General features: G+C 35.2%; 24 protein-coding genes and 1 pseudogene. 14 read left to right on the top strand and 11 right to left on the bottom strand.

Features of this window, described 5'->3' with window-relative positions; genetic code table 11:
• Positions 1–148: 148 nt before the first annotated feature.
• Genes ACZZZA_RS15145 through ACZZZA_RS15125 form a run of 5 tightly spaced genes read left to right on the top strand, consistent with a single transcriptional unit; the run spans position 149 to position 6,012 of the window.
• Positions 149–1,132: an L-histidine N(alpha)-methyltransferase gene (locus ACZZZA_RS15145; RefSeq protein WP_463433144.1), complete on the top strand. Its 984-nt coding sequence runs from the start codon at positions 149–151 to the stop codon at positions 1,130–1,132.
• 20 nt (positions 1,133–1,152) lie between these two features.
• Positions 1,153–2,343 carry an ergothioneine biosynthesis protein EgtB gene (egtB, locus tag ACZZZA_RS15140; RefSeq protein ID WP_463433142.1) on the top strand — a complete coding sequence of 397 codons (1,191 nt, stop codon included), beginning with the start codon at positions 1,153–1,155 and terminating at the stop codon, positions 2,341–2,343.
• Positions 2,344–2,349: 6 nt separating this feature from the next.
• Positions 2,350–3,270, top strand: a complete 921-nt coding sequence (locus ACZZZA_RS15135) for an ABC transporter ATP-binding protein (protein ID WP_463433140.1) — start codon at positions 2,350–2,352, stop codon at positions 3,268–3,270.
• Positions 3,267–4,832, top strand: coding sequence for an ABC transporter permease/substrate-binding protein (locus ACZZZA_RS15130; RefSeq protein ID WP_463433138.1), 1,566 nt, complete (start codon positions 3,267–3,269; stop codon positions 4,830–4,832). Before ACZZZA_RS15135 ends, ACZZZA_RS15130 begins: the two co-directional genes overlap by 4 nt.
• 4 nt (positions 4,833–4,836) lie before the next feature.
• Positions 4,837–6,012, top strand: a complete 1,176-nt coding sequence (locus ACZZZA_RS15125) for a MalY/PatB family protein (RefSeq protein WP_463433136.1) — start codon at positions 4,837–4,839, stop codon at positions 6,010–6,012.
• 160 nt (positions 6,013–6,172) lie between these two features.
• On the opposite strand, the gene ACZZZA_RS15120 is transcribed toward ACZZZA_RS15125, so the two are convergent.
• The 5 genes from ACZZZA_RS15120 to ACZZZA_RS15100 form a co-directional block, all read right to left on the bottom strand.
• Positions 6,173–6,487 (bottom strand): MoaF-related domain-containing protein, encoded by a 315-nt coding sequence (locus ACZZZA_RS15120; RefSeq protein WP_463433134.1) that lies wholly within the window; start codon positions 6,485–6,487, stop codon positions 6,173–6,175.
• Complete coding sequence (locus tag ACZZZA_RS15115) at positions 6,477–6,866, bottom strand: nuclear transport factor 2 family protein (protein ID WP_463433132.1); 390 nt, start codon at positions 6,864–6,866, stop codon at positions 6,477–6,479. Before ACZZZA_RS15115 ends, ACZZZA_RS15120 begins: the two co-directional genes overlap by 11 nt.
• A gap of 102 nt (positions 6,867–6,968) precedes the next feature.
• Positions 6,969–7,325 (bottom strand): nuclear transport factor 2 family protein, encoded by a 357-nt coding sequence (locus ACZZZA_RS15110; protein WP_463433130.1) that lies wholly within the window; start codon positions 7,323–7,325, stop codon positions 6,969–6,971.
• A 70-nt stretch (positions 7,326–7,395) separates the two neighbouring features.
• Positions 7,396–8,049 (bottom strand): hydrolase, encoded by a 654-nt coding sequence (locus ACZZZA_RS15105; RefSeq protein WP_463433128.1) that lies wholly within the window; start codon positions 8,047–8,049, stop codon positions 7,396–7,398.
• 111 nt (positions 8,050–8,160) lie between these two features.
• Positions 8,161–8,742, bottom strand: a complete 582-nt coding sequence (locus tag ACZZZA_RS15100; RefSeq protein ID WP_463433126.1) for a Crp/Fnr family transcriptional regulator — start codon at positions 8,740–8,742, stop codon at positions 8,161–8,163.
• A gap of 441 nt (positions 8,743–9,183) precedes the next feature.
• On the opposite strand from ACZZZA_RS15100, the pseudogene ACZZZA_RS15095 reads away from it, so the two are divergent.
• The 4 genes and pseudogenes from ACZZZA_RS15095 to ACZZZA_RS15080 all read left to right on the top strand — a co-directional run bounded on the left by ACZZZA_RS15095 (position 9,184) and on the right by ACZZZA_RS15080 (position 12,472).
• Positions 9,184–10,207 (top strand): annotated as a pseudogene (locus ACZZZA_RS15095) (LLM class flavin-dependent oxidoreductase).
• Positions 10,208–10,237: 30 nt separating this feature from the next.
• Positions 10,238–10,528 carry a GNAT family N-acetyltransferase gene (locus ACZZZA_RS15090; RefSeq protein WP_463433124.1) on the top strand — a complete coding sequence of 97 codons (291 nt, stop codon included), beginning with the start codon at positions 10,238–10,240 and terminating at the stop codon, positions 10,526–10,528.
• Between the two features lie 2 nt (positions 10,529–10,530).
• Positions 10,531–10,743, top strand: a complete 213-nt coding sequence (locus ACZZZA_RS15085; RefSeq protein WP_463433122.1) for a (4Fe-4S)-binding protein — start codon at positions 10,531–10,533, stop codon at positions 10,741–10,743.
• An 88-nt stretch (positions 10,744–10,831) separates the two neighbouring features.
• Complete coding sequence (locus ACZZZA_RS15080) at positions 10,832–12,472, top strand: FAD-dependent oxidoreductase (RefSeq protein WP_463433120.1); 1,641 nt, start codon at positions 10,832–10,834, stop codon at positions 12,470–12,472.
• A 110-nt stretch (positions 12,473–12,582) separates the two neighbouring features.
• On the opposite strand, the gene ACZZZA_RS15075 is transcribed toward ACZZZA_RS15080, so the two are convergent.
• The 6 genes from ACZZZA_RS15075 to ACZZZA_RS15050 all read right to left on the bottom strand — a co-directional run bounded on the left by ACZZZA_RS15075 (position 12,583) and on the right by ACZZZA_RS15050 (position 17,985).
• Positions 12,583–13,446, bottom strand: coding sequence for an SDR family oxidoreductase (locus ACZZZA_RS15075; RefSeq protein WP_463433118.1), 864 nt, complete (start codon positions 13,444–13,446; stop codon positions 12,583–12,585).
• A 78-nt stretch (positions 13,447–13,524) separates the two neighbouring features.
• The gene (locus ACZZZA_RS15070) at positions 13,525–14,094 is read right to left on the bottom strand and encodes a Crp/Fnr family transcriptional regulator (protein ID WP_463433116.1); all 570 of its coding nucleotides are present in this window, start codon (positions 14,092–14,094) and stop codon (positions 13,525–13,527) included.
• 357 nt (positions 14,095–14,451) lie between these two features.
• Positions 14,452–15,639 (bottom strand): retropepsin-like aspartic protease, encoded by a 1,188-nt coding sequence (locus tag ACZZZA_RS15065; RefSeq protein ID WP_463433114.1) that lies wholly within the window; start codon positions 15,637–15,639, stop codon positions 14,452–14,454.
• Positions 15,640–15,865: 226 nt separating this feature from the next.
• On the bottom strand, positions 15,866–16,840 hold the full coding sequence (locus ACZZZA_RS15060; RefSeq protein ID WP_463433112.1) for an alpha/beta fold hydrolase: 975 nt from the start codon (positions 16,838–16,840) through the stop codon (positions 15,866–15,868).
• A 55-nt stretch (positions 16,841–16,895) separates the two neighbouring features.
• Positions 16,896–17,456, bottom strand: a complete 561-nt coding sequence (locus ACZZZA_RS15055; RefSeq protein ID WP_463433110.1) for a TetR/AcrR family transcriptional regulator — start codon at positions 17,454–17,456, stop codon at positions 16,896–16,898.
• A 154-nt stretch (positions 17,457–17,610) separates the two neighbouring features.
• Positions 17,611–17,985: a winged helix-turn-helix transcriptional regulator gene (locus tag ACZZZA_RS15050; protein ID WP_463433108.1), complete on the bottom strand. Its 375-nt coding sequence runs from the start codon at positions 17,983–17,985 to the stop codon at positions 17,611–17,613.
• Between the two features lie 142 nt (positions 17,986–18,127).
• Between ACZZZA_RS15050 and ACZZZA_RS15045 the strand changes: the two genes are divergently transcribed.
• The 5 genes from ACZZZA_RS15045 (at position 18,128) to ACZZZA_RS15025 (ending at position 20,507) form a co-directional block, all read left to right on the top strand.
• Positions 18,128–19,078, top strand: a complete 951-nt coding sequence (locus ACZZZA_RS15045) for an NAD(P)H-dependent oxidoreductase (RefSeq protein WP_463433106.1) — start codon at positions 18,128–18,130, stop codon at positions 19,076–19,078.
• Positions 19,079–19,182: 104 nt separating this feature from the next.
• Positions 19,183–19,440 (top strand): hypothetical protein, encoded by a 258-nt coding sequence (locus tag ACZZZA_RS15040; RefSeq protein WP_463433105.1) that lies wholly within the window; start codon positions 19,183–19,185, stop codon positions 19,438–19,440.
• A gap of 161 nt (positions 19,441–19,601) precedes the next feature.
• Entirely contained in the window at positions 19,602–19,949 is a 348-nt protein-coding gene (locus ACZZZA_RS15035) for an RNA polymerase sigma factor (RefSeq protein ID WP_463433104.1), read from the top strand.
• On the top strand, positions 19,909–20,157 hold the full coding sequence (locus ACZZZA_RS15030; RefSeq protein WP_463433103.1) for an RNA polymerase sigma factor: 249 nt from the start codon (positions 19,909–19,911) through the stop codon (positions 20,155–20,157). Before ACZZZA_RS15035 ends, ACZZZA_RS15030 begins: the two co-directional genes overlap by 41 nt.
• An 11-nt stretch (positions 20,158–20,168) precedes the next feature.
• Positions 20,169–20,507, top strand: a complete 339-nt coding sequence (locus ACZZZA_RS15025) for a hypothetical protein (protein ID WP_463433102.1) — start codon at positions 20,169–20,171, stop codon at positions 20,505–20,507.
• Positions 20,508–20,792: the final 285 nt, after the last annotated feature.

The following is a 20,792-nucleotide window of genomic DNA, read 5'->3' as shown; positions in this document are numbered from 1 at the left end:
ATTAAATCAAATTGAAAATGGAGATATTCATCCTGAAATTAAAAGTCTTTAAATTAGATGAAATTGCAAAAGCTCATACTTTTATAGGAAGTAATTTTAGTGTCGGCAAGATAGTTGTAGTTCTCTAAAAATCAAAAAAACAATATTTATGAATTCACAGGTGGAAACAGAGTTTCAGACACAAAAAGATTCAAAACAAATTTTTCTCTCAGACGTTCTCGATGGTTTGAAAAGCAGTTCGAAACGATTGTCATCAAAATATTTTTACGATAAAGCGGGCGACCAACTTTTTCAACAGATAATGAATATGCCTGAATATTATCTGACCGATTGTGAACTGGATATTTTTAAAAATAAAACCAAGGCGTTGGCAGATAGTATTATTTCTGATCATTCACCTTTCGACTTAATTGAATTAGGCGCAGGCGATGCAATGAAATCACGTTATCTGCTGGAATATCTGACAAAAGAAAATATAGATTTCACTTATATGCCAATCGATATTTCTGGAAATATTCTTTCGGAAATAAATCATAAATTTACGACACAGTTGCCAGAATTAGAGGTCGTTTCTTTAGAGGGCGAATATTTTGATATGCTGGACAAGGCAATGACCATATCGCAAAGAAGGAAAGTAGTTCTTTTTTTAGGTGGAAATATCGGAAATATGGATTTGGAAGAGTCCTCTCATTTCTGCAGAGAATTGAGGAGAAAACTCAATCGTGGCGATATTCTTCTGGTTGGTTTCGACCTTAAAAAAAACCCGCATACAATTCTCAATGCCTATAATGATGAGACAGGCATTACATCATCTTTCAACCTGAATCTTCTCATCAGAATGAATCGCGAACTGGAAGCCGATTTCGATGTTTTGAATTACCAGCATTACCAAACCTACGACCCTATATCAGGCGCTTGCAAAAGTTATCTCGTAAGTCTTTCGGAGCAAAATGTACACATAGGCAATCAAGTCTTTCACTTTGAAGAAAATGAACTGATCGATATGGAGATCTCACAAAAATTTTCCCGAGAAGACATCAGTAAACTCGCCAAAGATTCGAATTTTCATATTATTGATGAAATCCACGATTCTAAAAACTGGTTTGTAGATTCTATCTGGCAGGTTTTATAAATTTTAAATAAATGAATCAAATGAAGACAAATTCAGTAATAGTAAGATCAAATTCGATTACAAATTGGGCAGAGAAATATTCAGAAATTCGTGACCTTTCGGTGGAAATTTGCAGACCTCTCGAGATTGAGGATTATGTCGTTCAACCCATCATTGATGTCAGTCCACCAAAATGGCATCTAGGCCATACAACCTGGTTTTTTGAGACTTTTATTTTGGAACCAAATTTCCCGGGTTATCAGGTTTTTGATTCTCAGTATAATTACGTTTTCAACAGTTATTATGAAACTATCGGTGCAAGAGTAATCCGAACCGATCGCGGAAATCTGAGTCGTCCGTCTGTTTCTGATATTTACAAATACCGGGAATATGTCGATGAACAAATGAATGCTTTTCTTCAAAGCGAATTTTTAACTGAAGAAATAAAACCTTTACTGGAACTCGGACTCAACCATGAGCAGCAGCATCAGGAATTATTGCTGACTGATATCAAATATATTTTAGGTCACAATCCACTTTTTCCGGCTTATAAAAAAGAAGAAACTGTAAAAATAAGATCTAATGAAAGTTTAGAAATGATCACATTTTCAGAAGGTGTTTACGAAATCGGTTTTGAAGGAGAAGGTTTCTGTTTTGATAATGAATTGGGAAGACATAAAGTTTATTTAAATGATTTTGAAATAGCACATCGATTGGTAATCAACAAGGAATATCTTGAATTTATGGAAGCAGGAGGATATGAAGATTTCAGATATTGGCACGCCGAAGGTTGGGATTGGGTGCAGCAAAACGAAGCAAAATCCCCATTATATTGGCATTTGATTGAAGGAAAGTGGATGAATTATACTCTAAATGGTTTGCAGGAATTAGATCTGAATAACGCAGTTTGTCACATCAATTTTTATGAAGCCTCAGCTTTTGCTTCCTGGAAAGGGATGCGTTTGCCAACCGAAGCAGAGTGGGAGATTGCATCCAATCATTTTGAATGGGGAAGCCGGTGGGAATGGACGAATTCTGCCTACTTGCCATATCCGGGTTTTAAAAAAGAAGCCGGTGCAGTTGGTGAATATAATGGAAAATTTATGGTCAATCAAATGGTTTTGCGTGGCGCTTCAGATGCAACACCAATCGGTCATAGCAGAAACACGTACCGTAATTTTTTCCAGACGGGATTGAAATGGCAGTTCACCGGAATCAGACTTGCTCAATAACTGCCCATGATTACATTAGAATCGGTTTCAAAAAGTTTCAACGGAAAATCAGCAGTAGACGGTATTTCTTTTCAGGCAAATGATCGGGAAATTCTAGTGCTTCTGGGAACCAGCGGTTGCGGAAAAACAACAACTCTGAAGATGATTAACCGCTTAATTGAAGCTGACTCGGGAAATATTTTGATTGATGGTAAAAATATCCAAGATCAGAAAATAGAGAAATTGAGAATGGGAATTGGTTTCGTAATGCAGCTTTCCGGACTTTTCCCTCATTATACAGTCAGGCAGAATATTGCCGTTGTTCCTGAATTATTGAAATGGGACAAAAAAAAGATTCAAAACAGAACTGAAGAACTCTTGCTCAAACTTCATCTGTCCGAAGATGTGCTTTCCCGTTTCCCCAGTGAACTAAGTGGTGGTCAACAGCAAAGAGTAGGAATTGCACGGGCTTTAATAGCCAATTCCCCAATTCTGCTTATGGACGAGCCTTTTGGAGCTTTGGATAACATTACGAAAGCCGATATTCATTCAGAATTTAAATCGTTGGAAGAACTTAAAAATAAAACCATTATTCTCGTTACTCACGATGTTCAGGAGGCTTTTGAATTGGGACATCGGATTTGTCTGATGGATACAGGAAAAATTATCCAGACCGGAACGCCGAAAGAAATGTTGTATCGTCCGGAAAATGATTTTGTGAAAGACTTTTTCGCTGAAAATAGATTGTTACTGGAATATAAAGTGGCTAGTTTGCAGGATGTTAATTCTTTCATCCATTCAGAAAATTTTATCAGTGAATTTAAATTTACAAAAGACACAAGTGTTTGGGATGCTTTACAAAAATTAAGTTCTGACCATAAAAATACTGAGTCATACGAAATGCTGATCAAAGCTTTCAATATTTATCGAAAATTACAAATTGTATGACGCAGCAAAGTCTTTGGCAGTTCGTCATCGAACAACACGAAAAATTACTGACTCAGCTTGTGCAACATCTTGGGCTGACTTTTTTGTCATTGCTTCTGGCGATTATTGTGGGTTTGCCTCTCGGAATTTTAATTGCAAGAAAAAGAAAACTTTCAAATCCTGTTCTTGCTTTTGCCGGGATTTTACAGACCATTCCAAGTATTGCTTTGTTAGGATTTATGATTCCCGCTTTTGGAATTGGTGCCACTCCGGCAATCGTCGCCTTATTAATCTACGCACTTTTACCGATTATAAGAAATACTTTTACAGGAATTACAGGAGTTAATCCCGCTGTGATTGAAGCAGCAAAAGCAATGGGAATGAACCGGAAACAATTGCTTTTCAAAGTTGAACTTCCGTTGGCGATGCCTGTTATCATTGCAGGGATAAGAACTGCAGCCGTCATCAATGTGGGAGTGGCAACATTGGCATCGTTTGTCGCAGCAGGTGGTTTAGGCGAGTTTATCTTTGGCGGAATTTCATTAAACAATACCAATATGATTTTGGCAGGTGCAATTCCTGCAGCGTTATTGGCTATTTTGCTCGATCAGACGATTGCAGTTTTGCAGAGATCAGGTTATCGGTTTTTAAAGAAATTAAAGTACATAATTCCAGCACTTTTAGTGAGTTTTGGAATTATTTATTTAATGACATCAGTTTCTGATAATAAATTGAAAGCAGGTTTTACGCCCGAATTTATGGGGAGACAAGACGGAAATTTAGGTCTGCGTTCCGTTTATGGAATGGATGTCAATCCTAAAGTCGTGAACGATGCCGTAATGTACAAAGCAGCGTACGAAAATGAGTTGGATCTCATCAGCGGCTATTCTACGGATGGAAGGATCAAAGCTTTTGATTTATATGTTCTCGAAGATGATAAAAAAATATTTCCACCGTATTTTGCAGCTCCGATTATTAAAACCAAAACATTGGAGAAGTTTCCTGAATTGGAAGAAACTCTGAATTTATTATCAGGGAAATTCAATGACTCGATAATGACGGATCTTAATTACCGTTCCGATTATCTTAACCAAACACCTGAAAAGATTGCAAAGGATTTTTTAATTAAAACTAAATTATATAAAGTTCCACGAAACGGTAATGGAGGAACAATTCGTATTGGTTCAAAGATTTTCGGCGAACAGTACATTCTCACAGAGATTTATAAAATCCTGATCGAAGGCTACACCCATTACAAAGTGGAAACCAAAACCGGATTGGGCGGTACGAAAATCTGTTTTGATGCTTTGATGAACGATGCCATCGATTTTTACCCCGAGTATACAGGAACTGGACTTTTAGTTTTATTAAAATCTACAGAAAAAACCATTAAAACTGTTTCTCAAAATGCCGATGAAACCTATAAATTTGTAGATTCAGAATTCAGAAAACAATATGGGATTCAATGGTTGAAACCGCTTGGATTTAATAATTCTTATGCCTTAATGATGCGACAAAAACAGGCAGACGAATTGAAGATAAAAAGCATTTCAGACCTTAAAAAATATCTCGATTCAAAATAAAAAAATGAGTACTAGCAAATATAACTTTGACGAAATCATCAACAGACGAGGAACAGATTCTGTAAAATGGGATTTGGCGAAAGATGCAGAAGTTTTGCCAATGTGGGTCGCAGATATGGATTTTAAAACTGCGCCCAAAATTACAGAAGCACTTCTAAATAAAGTTTCACAAGGTATTTTTGGTTACAATCTTGTTCCGACAGATTTTTTCGATTCAATAATTCATTGGTGGAGAGAAATTCATCATTTTGATATTAAAAAAGAATCGATTTTGCCTGGTCCTGGAACGATTCCGACACTTTCTGCAATCTTGAGAACCTTTGTGAAATCTGGCGAAAATATTATTATTCAGCCGCCTGTTTACAACCATTTTTATAATCTTCTGGAAAATTGTGAATTTGGAATGGTCGAGAATAATTTAATCTATCAAAACGAAAATTATCAAATTGATTTTGATGATCTTGAAATTAAAGCCTCAAATCCCAAAACCACACTTCTGCTATTGTGCAATCCTCACAATCCCGTTGGCAGAGTCTGGAAAAGAACTGAGCTTGAAAAGATGGCGGAAATTTGTTCAAAACATCAGGTGATGGTAGTTTCAGACGAGATTCATGCAGATCTGGTTGTTAACGGTCATCAGCATATTCCTTTCGCATCGATTGCTGAAAATTATGATTTGAAATCTATTACTTGTGGTTCGCCTTGTAAAACTTTCAATCTTGCAGGTTTACCGATTTCTTATGTGATTTCTGAGGATGATGAAATTTTAAATAAAATTCATAAAACTTTCGAAATTCAGGAAACAAGTTATCCAAATCCAATGGCTGCAGAAGCTTTGGTTGCCGCTTACCAATATGGAAAAGAATGGCTGGAAGAACTGAAAATTTATCTTTATGAAAATTATCAATATCTTTTAGAATTTATCAGCCAAAATTTACCCGAAATTAAAGTCATTCCATTAGAAGCAACCTATTTGGTCTGGCTGGATTGTAGTTCATTAAATAAAACGTCAAAAGAACTTTCGAAAATTCTACTCGAAGATGAAAAGCTTTGGGTAAATCCCGGAACATTGTATGGCTCAGCCGGTGAAGGTTTTCTGAGAATCAATATTGGCTGCTCCAGGGAAATTCTAATTGAGGGTTTGAACCGATTGAGAAATTTTTGTCAGAATTTGAAATAGTAATTTCTAATAAATTCGCTCATTACTATGATTTAAAATTAATTAGAATGTATAATAAAAATGGCGCCGCTTGTTTTAAAGTGGCGCCATTTGGCTGTTTGTGAACTAATTTTACTTGCTGATTTTGTCTATGATAAACAATCTCTTATGATTTAACGTCTTATATCAAATGAATAGTACCTTTCATGGTATAAAAACTACCGTCAGCCAAGGTTGCATTGCTGTAGATAATTCCTTTCTCGTGGTCTTCAACATGAGTAACCGTAGCGCCTGAAATTTCTTTCCATGCAACCATATAAACATTTTCACGTATTTCTGCAATGGTTGTTTTTACTCTTTCTGAATACCCGTTTTTAGTTAATGAGCCTCCATCAATAATGGTAAAAACTAAAGAGTCATCAGAATCGAAAAACAGTTCTGTTTTCAGACCATCCACTTCCATTCTGTATTTGTTGCCTACTAATTTATTTTTCATTTTTAATCATATTAAAGGAGTTCATAGGATTTCCATTTGCAGATTTTGATGCAGGAATTTCTTCTTGTACAACATCCCAATGCTCAGCAATTTTCCCATCTTCGATACGGAAAATATCCACAACAATGACGGGTATCGGACCCCATCCATTGACTACGCTGTGGCTGATAACAATATTTCCCTCTTCTACAATAATACCGGGTTCCCATCTGAACTTTGGATCAAGTAGGGTTAAAAGATCTTTGAGACCTTGGTGGCCGCTTATCATTGATGGATTGTGCTGAACGTATGATTCATGCCAATAGCGGTCTATAGCAGTACTGTCTTTTTCGTGAAACAATTCATTCATTGCTTTCACTACGATTTCTTTATTTTTCACTTTTTATTAGTTTTAATTTATTTGTTTCTTTTAATGTCCGAATGTTATTTTAGTTCGAGGGATCAAATTAAAGCAACATGATAAAACATTTTTCTGGTTTGCTTAATCAAGAAAAACATATAATGATTTAATTTTTCCATCTTTAAAATGGGCGATATCCATTCCTGTAGCAACGTGCGGCTGACCTTCATGACCAGCTCCCCAAATGAGCCTGCCCAAATTATTATTAATGATAATAGGTTTAAGCTGAGTGAAAATAAAATCAGGTGGCAAATTCTGAAGTGTTGTGGTCACGCTTTCATTAATGGCATCCAATCCCTTTACTTTATGTCCTGTATGGTACAATTTGGCTTCTTCTCCATAAATTTTTTTGATGGCTTCCATTCTGATGGTAGAATTTTTTTCATTCCAGACATGTTGAAGGTTGTCTTCCATCATTTGGATTTCTTGATTTTTCATATTTTGGATTTTAGAATCTTTTTTAAATAACAAGCACATCCTGATGATGAAAAGATGTGCTGTAAAATGTTTAATTTGTAGATACAGGAGTATTTAGAAGCTGCAGTTCCCATGCAAGTGCAACACCGCTTGCGCCACCATGTTCTATGATCACTTCAGAAAGCTGACCCGCTGTTTCCATACGTGCCCAATCGCGCTGCCACTCAGCAATTACCGCAAGCCAATTGATCGGCACAATACCGACCTGAACCATACGGCGTACTGCCATATCATGCGCTTCTGAAGTTGTTGAACCACTTGCATCGGTCACCACAAAAACATCATAACCTTCACCTAATGCCTGAATTGCTGGCATCGCAACGCAGATCTCTGTCCATAAACCCGCAAGAATCAGCTGCTTACGGCCGCTTTCTTTTACGATATCGGTAACCTTCGGATCTTCCCATGTATTGATGAATGTCCTGTTAATAGGTTTTTGATCAGGATAAACATCCTGCAGTTGTTTGATAATGTAGCCACCTCGTTCCTCAATAACAGTGGTAAGAATTGTAGGAACATTAAAAATTTTGGCTGCTTTGGCGAGCCCTGTCACATTATTTACAATCATTGTCGGTTCATGACTGTTGAGGTTGGTAAATTGATAAGGCTGATGATCAATCAGTACAACAATGCTGTCCTCAGGACGCAAAAGACCTTGAAGGCCGATTTTTGGAGACTTTTCCATTTTTTATGATATAAAATTAATATCACAAAATTGGATGAAATCATCCGTCAAAATAGTAGACAAAAGACGAAAAAAAAAGTAGATATATGTCTAAATAAGAAATTGGCTATATTATTTTTTAAGTAACTTTTTTCGCACTCTACTGAGGGTATCTTTTGTTATTCCCAAATAGGATGCGATAATATGCTGAGGGAAGCGGGAAACAAAATACGGATGACATTCAACAAAATCATTATAGCGTTTTTCCGCAACAGAACTGATGGAAGATGTTATTCTTCTCTGTGTTGCAATATTGTTTCTCTCATCAAGCTTTAACAAAAGTTCATTAAAAGCAGGACATTCATGGGCTAATTTTACGGTGCTTTCTCTCGTGACCAAAAAGACTTCACAGTCTTCCCATGCATCAATATGATATGCACTCGGTGTTGACATTGCAAAACTTTCGCGATCACCTGCCCACCAGTTTTCAACAAAAAGATTGACAATATGTTCAGTACCTTTATCGTCTGTATAATATTGTCTCATGGCTCCTTTTACGATAAATGCAAAATGTTTGCAGATTTCTCCTTCTTCTAAAAGGAATTGTTTTTTTCGCAGTTTTTTTCTGATAAAGTAATTCTGAAAGACTTTAAAATCTTCTGCAGAAATCGGGGTTGTAGAGTACTGGTTGATATAGTTCAATAATGGATGCATGGAATGATATTAGCTCAGACAAAGTTAATTATTTTTTGAATTTTGATAATATTTCTGTTATGCAGACAAAATTCTTTTTTTTCTATTGAGGTTAGATTTAAATACTACAAAATATCGGTTCAATTTCTTTAATAAGCGATTCTGTAAAAGCATTTGATTTCAAATAAAGTGATTTAAAGGAGAAATTTAATAATAATTTTTGTTTGATTTAGTAGATATATGTCTACAATATTTATTGTCAAATGTCGTCTTTGATTTATAATGATACATCTAAATTTGTTTCAAAATATAGAGTTTGCAGTCATATGAAAATAAGCGTCTAAATTAGATTTAATGCCTTTTTCTGAAAGATCATATCTAAATCTTAACAGAACAAAATCATTTAAGTTCGAAATCCTTGAACAATCATATATAAATAAAACCAAATAATCAACAATATAAATGGAAATAGGAATAGACAGTTTTGCATCTGCAATGTATGGCAGTGACCATCTTAATAGTGCAGATGTCATGGAACAACTGTTGGATAGAATCGTAAAGGCCGATCAGGCAGGGCTGGATTTTTTTGGTGTCGGAGAGCATCATAAAAGTGGCTTTTTAGATTCTGCACCAGCCGTGATTCTTGCCGCAGCCGCAGCCAGAACAAAACGGATCATGCTTGGCAGTGCGGTAAAAGTGCTGAGCACCGATGATCCTGTACGGGTGTATCAAAGCTTTGCTACACTTGATCTGATATCGAGAGGACGTGCCGAAATAGTAGTTGGCCGCGGTTCTTCAATTGAGGCTTACCCTCTTTTCGGTTTTAACCTGAAAGACTATGATGCACTATTTTCGGAAAAGCTGGAATTACTTCTTCAAGTAAACGATAACGAGTTTACAACCTGGTCCGGTAAATTCCGACCATCTTTAGATAACCAACCCGTTTACCCACGGGCATTACAGGAAAAACTGCCTGTTTGGTTGGGAGTAGGTGGCACACCGGAATCATTTGTGCGTGCAGGCTCATTGGGACTGCCTCTGATGGTGGCTGTCATCGGTGGAGAAACAGAACGCTTTCGCCCTCTCGTTGATCTTTATCGTGAAGCAGGGCATGCCGCAGGATTTTCACCTGAGCAGCTGAAGGTAGGTTTGCATTCTCCAGGTTATGTAGCTCATACTACCGAACAAGCGATTGAAGACTACTACCCCGGCTATTCCAAATTATGGACCCAGTTGGGCAGAGATCGCGGCTGGCCTCCGGTAACTCGACAAAGTTTTAACGCTTTGATTGCACCAAAAGGCGTATTGATAGTGGGAGGAACCGGAAGAAGTCGCTGAAAAATTATTAAGGCACAGTAAAGCATTGGGTGGTGTAGACCGGTTTGCTTTCCAAATGGATAACGCTGGCTTGTCGCATCAGCAATTGCTGCAGGCTACCGAATTGATAGGGACAAAAGTAATCCCATTCATAAAGCAGGCATTATAAATCTTATTTACAAAAAACAAATTGACAATTATGAAAATATTCATCAAAGAGCGTGAAAACGGAGGCTTTGCCATAGCAAGGGAAAATGAAAAGAGGGCGGGAGCAATGACGTACTCTTCAGCAGGAGAACATTTGATCATCATCGACCACACTGAGGTTGAGCCAGAATACATGGGTAAAAAAGTCGGTCTTCAAATGTTGTATAAAATTGTTGAGATGGCTAGGGAAAACGATATGAAAATCATTCCGTTATGTCCTTTTGCGGCAGCGATGTTCAAAAAAGAAGAAAATATTAAAGACGTATTAAAAAACATTAATTAATTTTGGAAAATACAAAAGAATATAAAAAAGGTGACTTCACCATTTTGTGGAAACCCAAAATGTGCATCCATGCAGGTGTTTGTGTAAAAAGCCTGCCACAGGTTTACAATCCAAAAGCATCACCATGGGTTAATTGCGAGAATGCTTCAGTAGAAGATCTAAAGAAGCAAATAGAAAAATGTCCTTCCGGGGCATTATCGTATAAGGAATCTTAATTGAGATTTATTCCACCAGCATCATCATCGATGAAAGGTGAAAATTTCAAAAATAAAAAAATATCCATATCATTTAAATTTACAAACAATGACTGATCCAAGATTTCCTGTATTAACCCAAAAACAAATCAATATTTTAAAAGAGTCAGGAACGGTAATGACCTTTGAAAAAGAAACCGCGGTTTTTGAAGCTGGTGATAGCTCCTATAATTTCTATGTCGTTCTAGACGGAGCAGTGGTCATTAAAGATCCATTTAATGAAAATCAAGTATTGGCAACTCATGGGATCAATGAGTTTACCGGTGATAACAGTATGCTATCCGACAGAAGTATACCATTTAGTGCTTATGCTTTAAAAGACACTGCCGTTCTTAGCATTACCCCTATTGATCTTAAAGAGATCATATCCAAACACAGCGATATATGTGACGTTCTTTTAACTGCTTTTATTCATAGACAGGAAATCATGCTGAAAGAATTCAATGGGGGTATAAAAGTGATCGGTCCAGAAAAATCTAAAGAAACCTATGCATTACGTGATTTTCTGGAAAAAAATCATATTTGGCATACTTTCCTTAATACTGATGTTTCAAAAGAAGCTCAGGAGCTTTTACAGAGTTTCGGACTGCTCAATGAAGATTTACCGATTGTTATCAGTATCTCAGGAGAAATTTCGAAAAAGCCTACTGTTGCTGAGATTGCAAGAAAAACGGGTGTTTTAATTGAATTTACTGATGAAATATTCGACGTTTTGGTAGTAGGAGCGGGTCCATCGGGTTTAGCAGCGAGTGTGTATGCTGCTTCAGAAGGTCTGTCTGTCATAACTATTGATGGCAATGCTCCCGGAGGACAAGCCGGAAAAAGTTCGAAAATCGAAAATTACTTAGGCTTTCCGACAGGAATATCAGGAAATGATCTTGCCAATAAGGCCTATATTCAGGCACAGAAATTCGGATGTACGCTTTCTATTCCGCAAAAGGCAGAAAAAGTAGAGTATAACGGCAGCTATTTTACTTTATGTGCTTCAAATGGTAAAAATATTAAAGCAAAATCTGTCATTGCAGCAACCGGAGCCAACTACAGACGGTTGCCGGTAGAAAATATTGAAAAATTTGAAGGCAGCGGAGTTTTTTATTCAGCTACAGGAATGAATGCTTCTGCCTGTAAAAATGAATTGGTGGGAGTGATTGGAGGTGGGAATTCAGCGGGACAAGCTGCACTGTTTTTAGCAGACCATGCTCATGAGGTTCATGTAATTATTCGTGGAAATGATTTGGGAGCCAAAATGAGTGATTATCTGGTTCAAAGAATTGAGACTACTCCCAATATCATCGTTCACAAGAATAGCAATATTATTCAGCTCAACGGAACCCATTATCTGGAATCTTTAATACTTGATACAGATGGCACGACACAAGTGATCGGTATTTCAAATTTATTCACGTTCATAGGAGCAAAACCCTGTACGGAATGGTTAAACGGAATGGTTTCAATGGATGATAAAGGATTTATTCATACAGGTCCTGATGTCATTGAATCAGAAATGACTAAATCTTCTATCTACAAAGACAGAAAACCACAATCTCTTGAGACGAGTATTCCCGGTTTTTATGCCGTTGGAGATGTTCGGAAAGGTTCTGTAAAAAGAGTGGCCTCTGCGGTAGGTGAAGGTTCTATGGCTATCAGTCAGGTTCACCAATATTTAGCCGAATTAAAAATGAATGCTTAGATTAAATTTGAGGTATTAAAATTAGAAAATGTCTATTTACAATAGAGAATTCTCATTATGAAAAAAAAAATACTCCAAAGTCGGAAACTTTGGAGTATTTTAATTAGATATTATGATAAAAGTTCCTGCATTCCAAATGCTGTTAAAACTTTTGCATATTCAGAGGCTACAGCATTATTGGCTGTTTTCACGATTTCTCCCGTTGTAGGGTCGGCAACTGTTCTTAACGGTCTTTGTCCTTTTGGTAAATTGATTAGGTTTACGACAGCATCTGCAACCTCCTGCGGATTTGGTTTTGCAGTTTCAAACATTTGACCAACGGCTCCAAATATTTTATCCGGAATCTCAGAGATCTTTTTATAATCATCAACAACGGATGCGTCAGAACCGAATTGAACCTTTTGAGACATCTCGGTAGGAAACGAGCCTGGCTGAATAATGGCTACATCTACTCCAAATGGTCGTAGTTCATAATGCAAACTTTCGCTTAAACCTTCCAGGGCGAATTTTGAAGCACCATACATTGCAAAAAAAGGAGCTGAGAATCTGCCCCATCCGCTGGAAACATTAATAATCAAACCTTCCGATTGTTTGCGCATAAAAGGTAACGCCAACTTCATCAATCTCCACGGAGCGATTACATTGACATCAATCATTCGCTGCAAATCTTCAGGCGTAGAACTTTCAGCCACACCAAACATTGAGATCCCTGCATTATTTACCAAGATATCAATGGTACCTTCTTTAGCTATAATCGTGTCGATTGCATTTTTCACACTTGTTTCATCAGTGAGCGCCACATCCAAAACGGTTATGTTTTCTACCTGTGCCAAGGCTGTTGCTTTATCGGCATTTTTTCCGTCTGTATCTCTCATTGTAGCATACACTTTATGCCCTAAAGCTGCAACACTATTAGCAGTAAGCCATCCAAATCCACTATTTGTACCTGTTATTAACACTACTTTTTTGTCCATTTTCTTTATTTTAAATTGATGATACAAATTTCGGGTATTGGTAAGTGGAAACGTTTACCAAATGGTAAAAAGCAATTTTCACCTGATATTTTTTCTTATTCTGCTTAATGATTGTTGGGTAATTCCTAAGTAAGAAGCAACATGGGAAAGAGGTATCCGATTGACAAGATTCGGAAATTTTTCAATGAAGGATAAATAGCGGGTGGTTGCATCTTCTGAAACCAACGGACTTCTTCTTTCAATGGTTTCTATCAGACATTTTTTATAAATTTTAGCAACAGTTGTATCCCAGCCAACTATATTATTAAGAAGGTCTTCCCAATCTTTTCTTGAAAAAACAAGCATTGTAGAATCGGTAACTGCCTGTATATATTCGGAAGCTACCGAGTTTGTTTCAAACTTCTGATAATCACTGACAAAATTGTTTTCATCAATAAAGAAATGTGTTATTTCATAGCCATTGTTGTTGTAATAACAAAAACGAAATACGCCCTTAAGAATAAATCCAACCTGCATAGGGACTTTTCCCGCTTCGGAAAAATATTCATCTTTACGAAGATTAACCATTGTTGCTTTGCTTGTGATAAGGTCAATTTGCTGTTTATTCAAACCTCCAAACTGTAGAATGTAATCTATAAACTCTTTCATGATTTAAAAATACTTGATATTCTGAGCAAGAGACTTACCCTATGGTAAAAAGCTATTGTTTGACAAAATGCATGAGCAATTTCATTACCTTTTGTCCAATTGCCTATTTCAGTTTCCGACCATCAAAAATGTACATTGTTCAGAGTCTGGAACGGTGCTTTCTCATTGATGACTTTTGAAAACTATCCTTTGTCGGCAAATAGTTTTCCAAAAAGCTGCTCCGTCATTTTTTAATGCTTCGGGTTACGAGTTGAAATATATGATAGAACAATTTTGGATATTTTCAAAATTAGGCTTAACTGTTTACAGTCAAACCCAATTATCTTCAATTACTAATATATGCTATAATATTTCAAATTAATTTTTTAGTTTAATTTTTACTGACTTAGTCTGATTATTACGATCTACATATTTGAATATTATTTTTCCATTTTCTTGCTTGAGCAATTGATCGTATGTATAGATGTCTTTACTTACAATATTATTGATAGATATAACCTTCTGACCCTTCTTAAGTCCTTTTTTATAAGCATCTGTGTTTTCCATAACATTTGATATTATAATCTCTTTCCTGTCGTCACTATACTCAAAAGTTATTGGTTTAGCCAATGCGTCAAAATCCATAAAAAAAAGATTGTTAGGCTTTAAATAAAGATTTTTATTCTTATAATCGAGTATAAAATTAAACCTGTTAATGATCTCGCTTCCCAATATGCCTAAAAGATGATCTAAAGAACTGACGCCTTGTTTATCAGAGGATAAAGAAATCGCTAAATTTTTATTTTTAATGAAAGTATTACCTAACTGAATACTTTTAATGAGTCCTTTATTGTAATTCGTATTATTGCTCAGATTACGGCTACTGTACAAAATTTTATCTTCAATTTTATTGAGGAGATCATTTTTCTCCTTATAAGGCGTATTGACCAGAAGAGTAAGTCTTGCACCGCTATCAAATAGTATGTCACCTGAAAATTTTTCATTATTTTTCAGTTCAAAGGTAATCGGAATTCTAGGAATGCCAGAGAAAAGCTCAAAAGAAATCTTCTCATAGCCCTCATAATCAATAAGATCATCCAACTTGTATAGATTCATGGTCTGCGTTTCAAAATCAATTTTGGTAAGATAATTTGTTAAAATCTCAGCGCCTATGATTCCGTCAAACTTTTTCTCATACGTTGTATTGAGTCTTGATAAGTCATCTAAAACAATATTTGTACTATCAATAAATTGATTTCTATCAAAAAATATTTTTTGATTAGTCATTACCTCATAAAGCTTTTTACCTCCTGCTCCGGTCACTTCTGTTTGGTAATCAGCTTTAAGATTGTATTTTTCAGCTATTTTTTTATCTAACAAAGTTGTACCTGCTCCAGTATCGAAAAAAAAGAGTAAACTGTCCTTTTGATTTTCCATAGGAAGTTTTATAAAAACAGCCTTATTGTCTTTTGATAATTCGAAGGATAGTTTTATCTGTTGTGCGTAACAATTGGCTGCAACAAAGAGGATTAAAAAAACAGTTAATTCTTTAAATTTTATATTCATAATTTATTTTATTACAAATTAAGTCCTTATCAGCCAGTATCTTTATAGACAATTATCTACTATAAGATAATTATAGTTATGTCTTGCGAAATTGTCTGTAAAATACTTGGAATTAATCAGTACAGTTCAGATTTTCAGTTGAAAATAAATACCAATAAAGACTAGAATCAAAAACTGTTTTTATATTTTTCATTTTTAAACATTTAAAATATAAATACTGATACCTTTATTTATCCAGTTTCTTCATGAAGCTGTGGATTTTTTCGATGATTGCTTCACCTTCTTCTTCCATAGCAAAGTGACCGGTATCATAGATATTATAATCGATATTTTTGACATCTTTTTTATAAGCTGCTGCACCGCTTTCTGGAAAATAGATATCATTTTTACCCCAAACAACTAATAATGGTGGCTGATAATCACGAAGATATTTTTGCCATTTTGGATATAGTTTGACATTATTTTGATAGTCATACCACAGATCAAGATTTACCCTGTGTGCATTGGGGCGAGACATTTTCAGATAATCTAACTGCCAAGAATCAGGATTTATATTTTCTTTGTTTCGGGTGCCGTGCGTGTATTCATTTTTCAGACCTTCAAGAGTAAAAGCGGGTAATAAAACTGATTCTGTTTTCTCATTCCGGTCTTTCCATAATTCTCTTATAAGTTTCCATCCATCACCGAGGCCTTCTTCATAAGCATTTCCGTTTTGAGTTATCATAGCAGTAACTCTTTCCGGATGTTTTGTAGCGATTCTAAATCCGATAGGAGCACCGTAATCCTGCATTACAATGGCATAAGATTTTAAGCCTTTTTTTTCCAAAAAAGCATCCATAGTAATGGCTATATTATCAAAAGTATATTTGTATTGTTCTGGTGCAGGAAAGTCACTATCACCAAATCCCGGATAATCCGGAGCAACTAAGTGGTAGTCGTCCGATAACTGATCAAGCACTTTTCGGTATTGATGGGATGAAGCAGGATACCCATGTAAGAGTACAATAGTTGGTTTTTCTGGATTTCCTGCTTCCCGGTAAGCGATATTGATTCCGTTCACCTCTAGTTTTCTAAATTTTGTTGTTTTCATGTCTACATCTTTTATAAAATGATTATTATTTTCCGTTGATTGGTTAGATGTCTTATTACATCCTGCCAGTAGCATTAAACCGGAAAATAAAATTGTTGTGTGTTTCATCATGATAATGTTAAAGTTTTATTACCAAACGTTCGGTAAAATTAAAAGTGAAATTTTTTTATTTGATATATCGTTGCTCAATATTTTTCAATACATTTTCAAAAATGGTTGTATTGTTCAGTATTTTAGATAGAACCAAACTACCCTGAATGTCTATTAAATTTTGAATAGCCAATTGCTCTGCTTTCTCAGCCGATAGATGAAATGATAGTCCAGTCTTTGTAAATGCATTAATCCATTGTTGCATACTTTCTTTGAGATTATTCTCAAAAAGCTGTAAACCTGTATCCATAGATAGTGCTTGAAATATACACATATTTTCGCCTCCCTTGTAGAGCAGGCTGATTTGTTCCAACCCTGTTTTTAATCGCGTAACCGAATCATTTTTTTCATCATTTAGTGCAGAAAAAATATTCTTTTCAACCCATTGATCAAGATATATCAAAACAGATTCTGCCATTTCTTGTTTTCCGTTAGGGAATCGATGATAAAGACTGGCCTTTTTCAAGCCTGTTTCGTCTGAAAGTTCCTTTAAACTAGCTCCTTCATAACCAAATGAACGAAAGGTCTTAGATAAGCTTTCCATTAAATGATTTTCTGATACTTTCTGTGGTCTCATGATGCAAAGTTAATGAATTAATTTAATTTTACCAAACGTTCGGTAATTATTTTTAAAATGTTTAAATTGAAACGATATTTGTAGCAATATACCATTACTTCATCAAGAGTAATCCCTTCTCAATGATGTATCTCTTGGTTAGCTGCTTTTGTAATTATTTTTTTGTGTGCATTATATAAGATCTTTCTTTTACCACAAAATGCCCCCAATCAACCAAAGATTCTAATAGCGGTATAAGTGTTTTGCCAAAATCAGTTAAGGAATATTCTACTTTTAAAGGCGGTTTTATATTAAAAACTTCTTTTTTTATAATTCCGTCTTCTTCCAGACTCTTCAATTGAATTGAAAGCATTTTTTCGGTGATATTTGGGATGAGTTTTTTGATTTCATTAAATCTTTTCTTATCCTCTATTAAGTAATAAAGCACTACAGTTTTCCATTTTCCACCCAGATGATGCATTGCTACATCCATCCCACAATGAAATTTCAACTCAGTAATTTCATTAGGTGATTCTACACTATTATTCATCTTACATTATTTTAACCTGTCAGGTTTGACAGTTATTGATTGGGTACAAATTTAAAGATAGTTTTGCAACTGTAAATAATATAGTTTAAAAAATGCACAAAGTAATCAACTGCATATATGAACTTGTTTTAATCTCAAGAATATGAAAACCCTAGTTTTATTATCACATCCCAATTTAGAAAGCTCAATAGCCAATAAAACAATCATTGAACATTTAAAAAAAATGATACCAAATTCGCAAATAGAAGTGCGTCATCTCGAAGCATTATACCCTAATTATGAAATAGATGTTGAATCGGAACAGTCTGCTTTACTTGATGCAGATTTTTTGATTTTTCAACATCCTCTTTATTGGTACAGTACCCCTGCAATTTTAAAAAAATATTTAGATGATGTAATGACTTGGGGATTTGCCTATGGTACCGGAGGAGACAAACTAAAAGGCAAACACTTTATGCAAAGTATTACTTTAGGTGGCTCAATAGATGCTTACACACCTCTTGGCTATAATCGTTTCAGTATAGAAGATCTTTTAAAACCCATGCAGCAAACTGCTTATCACACTCAAATGGTTTACAGTCTTCCTTTGTACTCTTACGGCAATACTTACATATCTGGAATCTATAACTCAATATCGGAAGTGAAAGATAACGCTATTGTTCATGCAGAAAAACTAATTGAAAAAATTCAGGAATTTTCGAAAGGCAATAAAGAAAAGGTGGAAACATTTATTTATAAATGGTTTAGCCATCTTGATTTATTAGACGAAAACGGATATTTCATACAGTACCTTCATAAAGATATAGAATTTACATTTCCCGGTAATGGTAGTATGAAAGGACATGCTGAATTTAATAAATGGTACTCCTCAATAAAAGAAAAATTAGAAGCTCCGATGAAACACGAAGTTAAAAACTTAAACATTCAGGAAACGGAAAAAAATCAATTTGATATTCGCTTTGAAGTGCGATTCCAGGCTAAAGAAAAGGAAAGTCAAAAAGAAATTGATGTTCTTGAAACAGAAAATTGGAAATTATTTTGGAATGAGACAAGTAATAGACCAATTATTGAAAAGTACATTGTAAGCAATTAAAATAACATCAACGATGAGGATGTTAAGACTAATTTTATGCACTGCAGTCTTAGCACTAGGTTATAATAACAGTTAAATAAGAAGACCAACAATAACAAAAAATATTGGAAAATGGTACTCAGCTAGTCATTTCAGTTTCAATGCAGTTTGAAAAGAAAACCGATGAAGATGTTGTAGCTGAATATGTGCTAGAACATGTTTTAATTAATAATCAAAAAAAAATAGAAGAATTAGTAGTTGATATTGATAATTATTGGGAGGAAGTCGGTGTTGAGGCAAACAGATATTTTGAAAACTCACAAGATGCATTCGAATGGCTGAATATGATTAAAAAAGGATTAATAAAAATGTGCGATTTTTAGAATTTGGGTGTATGACTATTTTTGGTTAAGCTGTCTCATTAATTTCTAAAATCTCGTTTACAAAAGGAAAATTGCAGGGTCAAAAAAAATCTTTATATTCATTAAAGTAAAACCAAAAGTACAATCGTCATAGCAATATGGAGATTGCCGAGAAAATAACAATGCCACAGAAGGAAAAAGAAAGCATCATTTCTCAAACCGTATCAAGTTACGGTGGAAAACTGATGTCTTTTATTCGACCGAAAGTGAAAAATACCGAAGATGCTGAAGATATTCTGCAGGAAGTTTGGTATCAGTTCAGCAGTTTGACCAATCTTTCTGAAATTGTAAATGTCGGTGGATGGTTATATCGTGTCACAGCAAACAAAATCATAGATAAATACCGAAAAAAGAAAACCGAAAATCTTGAAGATTTTGTCTACGAAGATGAGGACGGAACGTTTTCAATAAAAGATATTCTGTTACAAGATGACAGTGCACGGACCGGAAGTGAAAATGTTTCAGGATGAGATTTGGAAAAAACTGTTTGAAGCTTTAGAAGAGCTTCCGGAAAAACAAAAACTCGTCTACATGGAAAACGAGCTGAACGATAAAACATTGCAGCAGATAGCCGATGAACAGGGTGATAATATCAAAACCATCATCAGTAGAAAAAATTATGCAGTGAAGCATTTGAGAAACAGATTGAGGCAGTTGTACGAAGATTTAAATAATTAGAAACAAATAAAATGAACAATAAATATAAAAAAAGCTGGGCACTTTTAATCTTATGTCCGCCATTGATTTTCCTTGCTGTAGCGCTGATTGTGATGTGGCTCTGGAACTGTATTCTTCCCGAAGTTATCGGTGTGAAAAACATTAATTATTGGCAGGCAATGGGGATCTTAGTGTTGAGTAAAATCCTGTTCGGAGGTTTTCACGGGAAATTCGGAAGAGGAATGCGAGATATGAAAGAAAAACATCTTAGACATAAAATGGAAGGAATGTCTGAAGAAGAAAAAGAAAAATTCAAAGAAGTCTGGAGACAAAAATGCTCAACCGGATTCTTCAACAGAAACAACGAATAGTTTTAGAAATTTTCTTTCCCCCGATCCTAAAGGTGAAAAATTTCTTCCTCAAAATTACAATTTTGTCATTCTGAGCTTGTCGAAGGATTTAGGTAAATTAATTTGATGAATTTTAAAGAAGTAGTAAAGTAAAAATCAAAATGAATTCGTCTCTATAAAAAACAAAAATTAGTTGTCTTATCAATAATAAAACTTTGAGTTCTTAGCTGAGTGAAACGCCTTTGCGAAACTTAAAAACAGTGAGCTGGTAAAAAAGCTTTGGACTTTGCGTTAAAATTTTGATTT

The sequence above is a fragment of the Chryseobacterium sp. AC405b genome (assembly GCF_979258685.1).
The sequence above is the reverse complement of the archived record's forward strand: the minus strand, read 5'-3'. Positions and strand labels throughout refer to the sequence as shown.

Bases quoted from the DNA above. Each gene is read 5' to 3' on its own strand.
- ACZZZA_RS15070 (WP_463433116.1), bottom strand. From the start codon at position 14,094: ATGAAAGAGTTTATAGATTACATTCTACAGTTTGGAGGTTTGAATAAA.
- ACZZZA_RS15030 (WP_463433103.1), top strand. From the start codon at position 19,909: ATGACAGTGCACGGACCGGAAGTGAAAATGTTTCAGGATGAGATTTGG.
- ACZZZA_RS15060 (WP_463433112.1), bottom strand. From the start codon at position 16,840: ATGATGAAACACACAACAATTTTATTTTCCGGTTTAATGCTACTGGCA.
- ACZZZA_RS15090 (WP_463433124.1), top strand. From the start codon at position 10,238: ATGAAAATATTCATCAAAGAGCGTGAAAACGGAGGCTTTGCCATAGCA.
- ACZZZA_RS15035 (WP_463433104.1), top strand. From the start codon at position 19,602: ATGCCACAGAAGGAAAAAGAAAGCATCATTTCTCAAACCGTATCAAGT.
- ACZZZA_RS15145 (WP_463433144.1), top strand. From the start codon at position 149: ATGAATTCACAGGTGGAAACAGAGTTTCAGACACAAAAAGATTCAAAA.
- egtB (WP_463433142.1), top strand. From the start codon at position 1,153: ATGAAGACAAATTCAGTAATAGTAAGATCAAATTCGATTACAAATTGG.
- ACZZZA_RS15065 (WP_463433114.1), bottom strand. From the start codon at position 15,639: ATGAATATAAAATTTAAAGAATTAACTGTTTTTTTAATCCTCTTTGTT.
- ACZZZA_RS15080 (WP_463433120.1), top strand. From the start codon at position 10,832: ATGACTGATCCAAGATTTCCTGTATTAACCCAAAAACAAATCAATATT.
- ACZZZA_RS15100 (WP_463433126.1), bottom strand. From the start codon at position 8,742: ATGCATCCATTATTGAACTATATCAACCAGTACTCTACAACCCCGATT.
- ACZZZA_RS15120 (WP_463433134.1), bottom strand. From the start codon at position 6,487: ATGAAAAATAAATTAGTAGGCAACAAATACAGAATGGAAGTGGATGGT.
- ACZZZA_RS15075 (WP_463433118.1), bottom strand. From the start codon at position 13,446: ATGGACAAAAAAGTAGTGTTAATAACAGGTACAAATAGTGGATTTGGA.
- ACZZZA_RS15050 (WP_463433108.1), bottom strand. From the start codon at position 17,985: ATGAATAATAGTGTAGAATCACCTAATGAAATTACTGAGTTGAAATTT.
- ACZZZA_RS15130 (WP_463433138.1), top strand. From the start codon at position 3,267: ATGACGCAGCAAAGTCTTTGGCAGTTCGTCATCGAACAACACGAAAAA.
- ACZZZA_RS15125 (WP_463433136.1), top strand. From the start codon at position 4,837: ATGAGTACTAGCAAATATAACTTTGACGAAATCATCAACAGACGAGGA.
- ACZZZA_RS15045 (WP_463433106.1), top strand. From the start codon at position 18,128: ATGAAAACCCTAGTTTTATTATCACATCCCAATTTAGAAAGCTCAATA.
- ACZZZA_RS15135 (WP_463433140.1), top strand. From the start codon at position 2,350: ATGATTACATTAGAATCGGTTTCAAAAAGTTTCAACGGAAAATCAGCA.
- ACZZZA_RS15025 (WP_463433102.1), top strand. From the start codon at position 20,169: ATGAACAATAAATATAAAAAAAGCTGGGCACTTTTAATCTTATGTCCG.
- ACZZZA_RS15110 (WP_463433130.1), bottom strand. From the start codon at position 7,325: ATGAAAAATCAAGAAATCCAAATGATGGAAGACAACCTTCAACATGTC.
- ACZZZA_RS15105 (WP_463433128.1), bottom strand. From the start codon at position 8,049: ATGGAAAAGTCTCCAAAAATCGGCCTTCAAGGTCTTTTGCGTCCTGAG.
- ACZZZA_RS15055 (WP_463433110.1), bottom strand. From the start codon at position 17,456: ATGAGACCACAGAAAGTATCAGAAAATCATTTAATGGAAAGCTTATCT.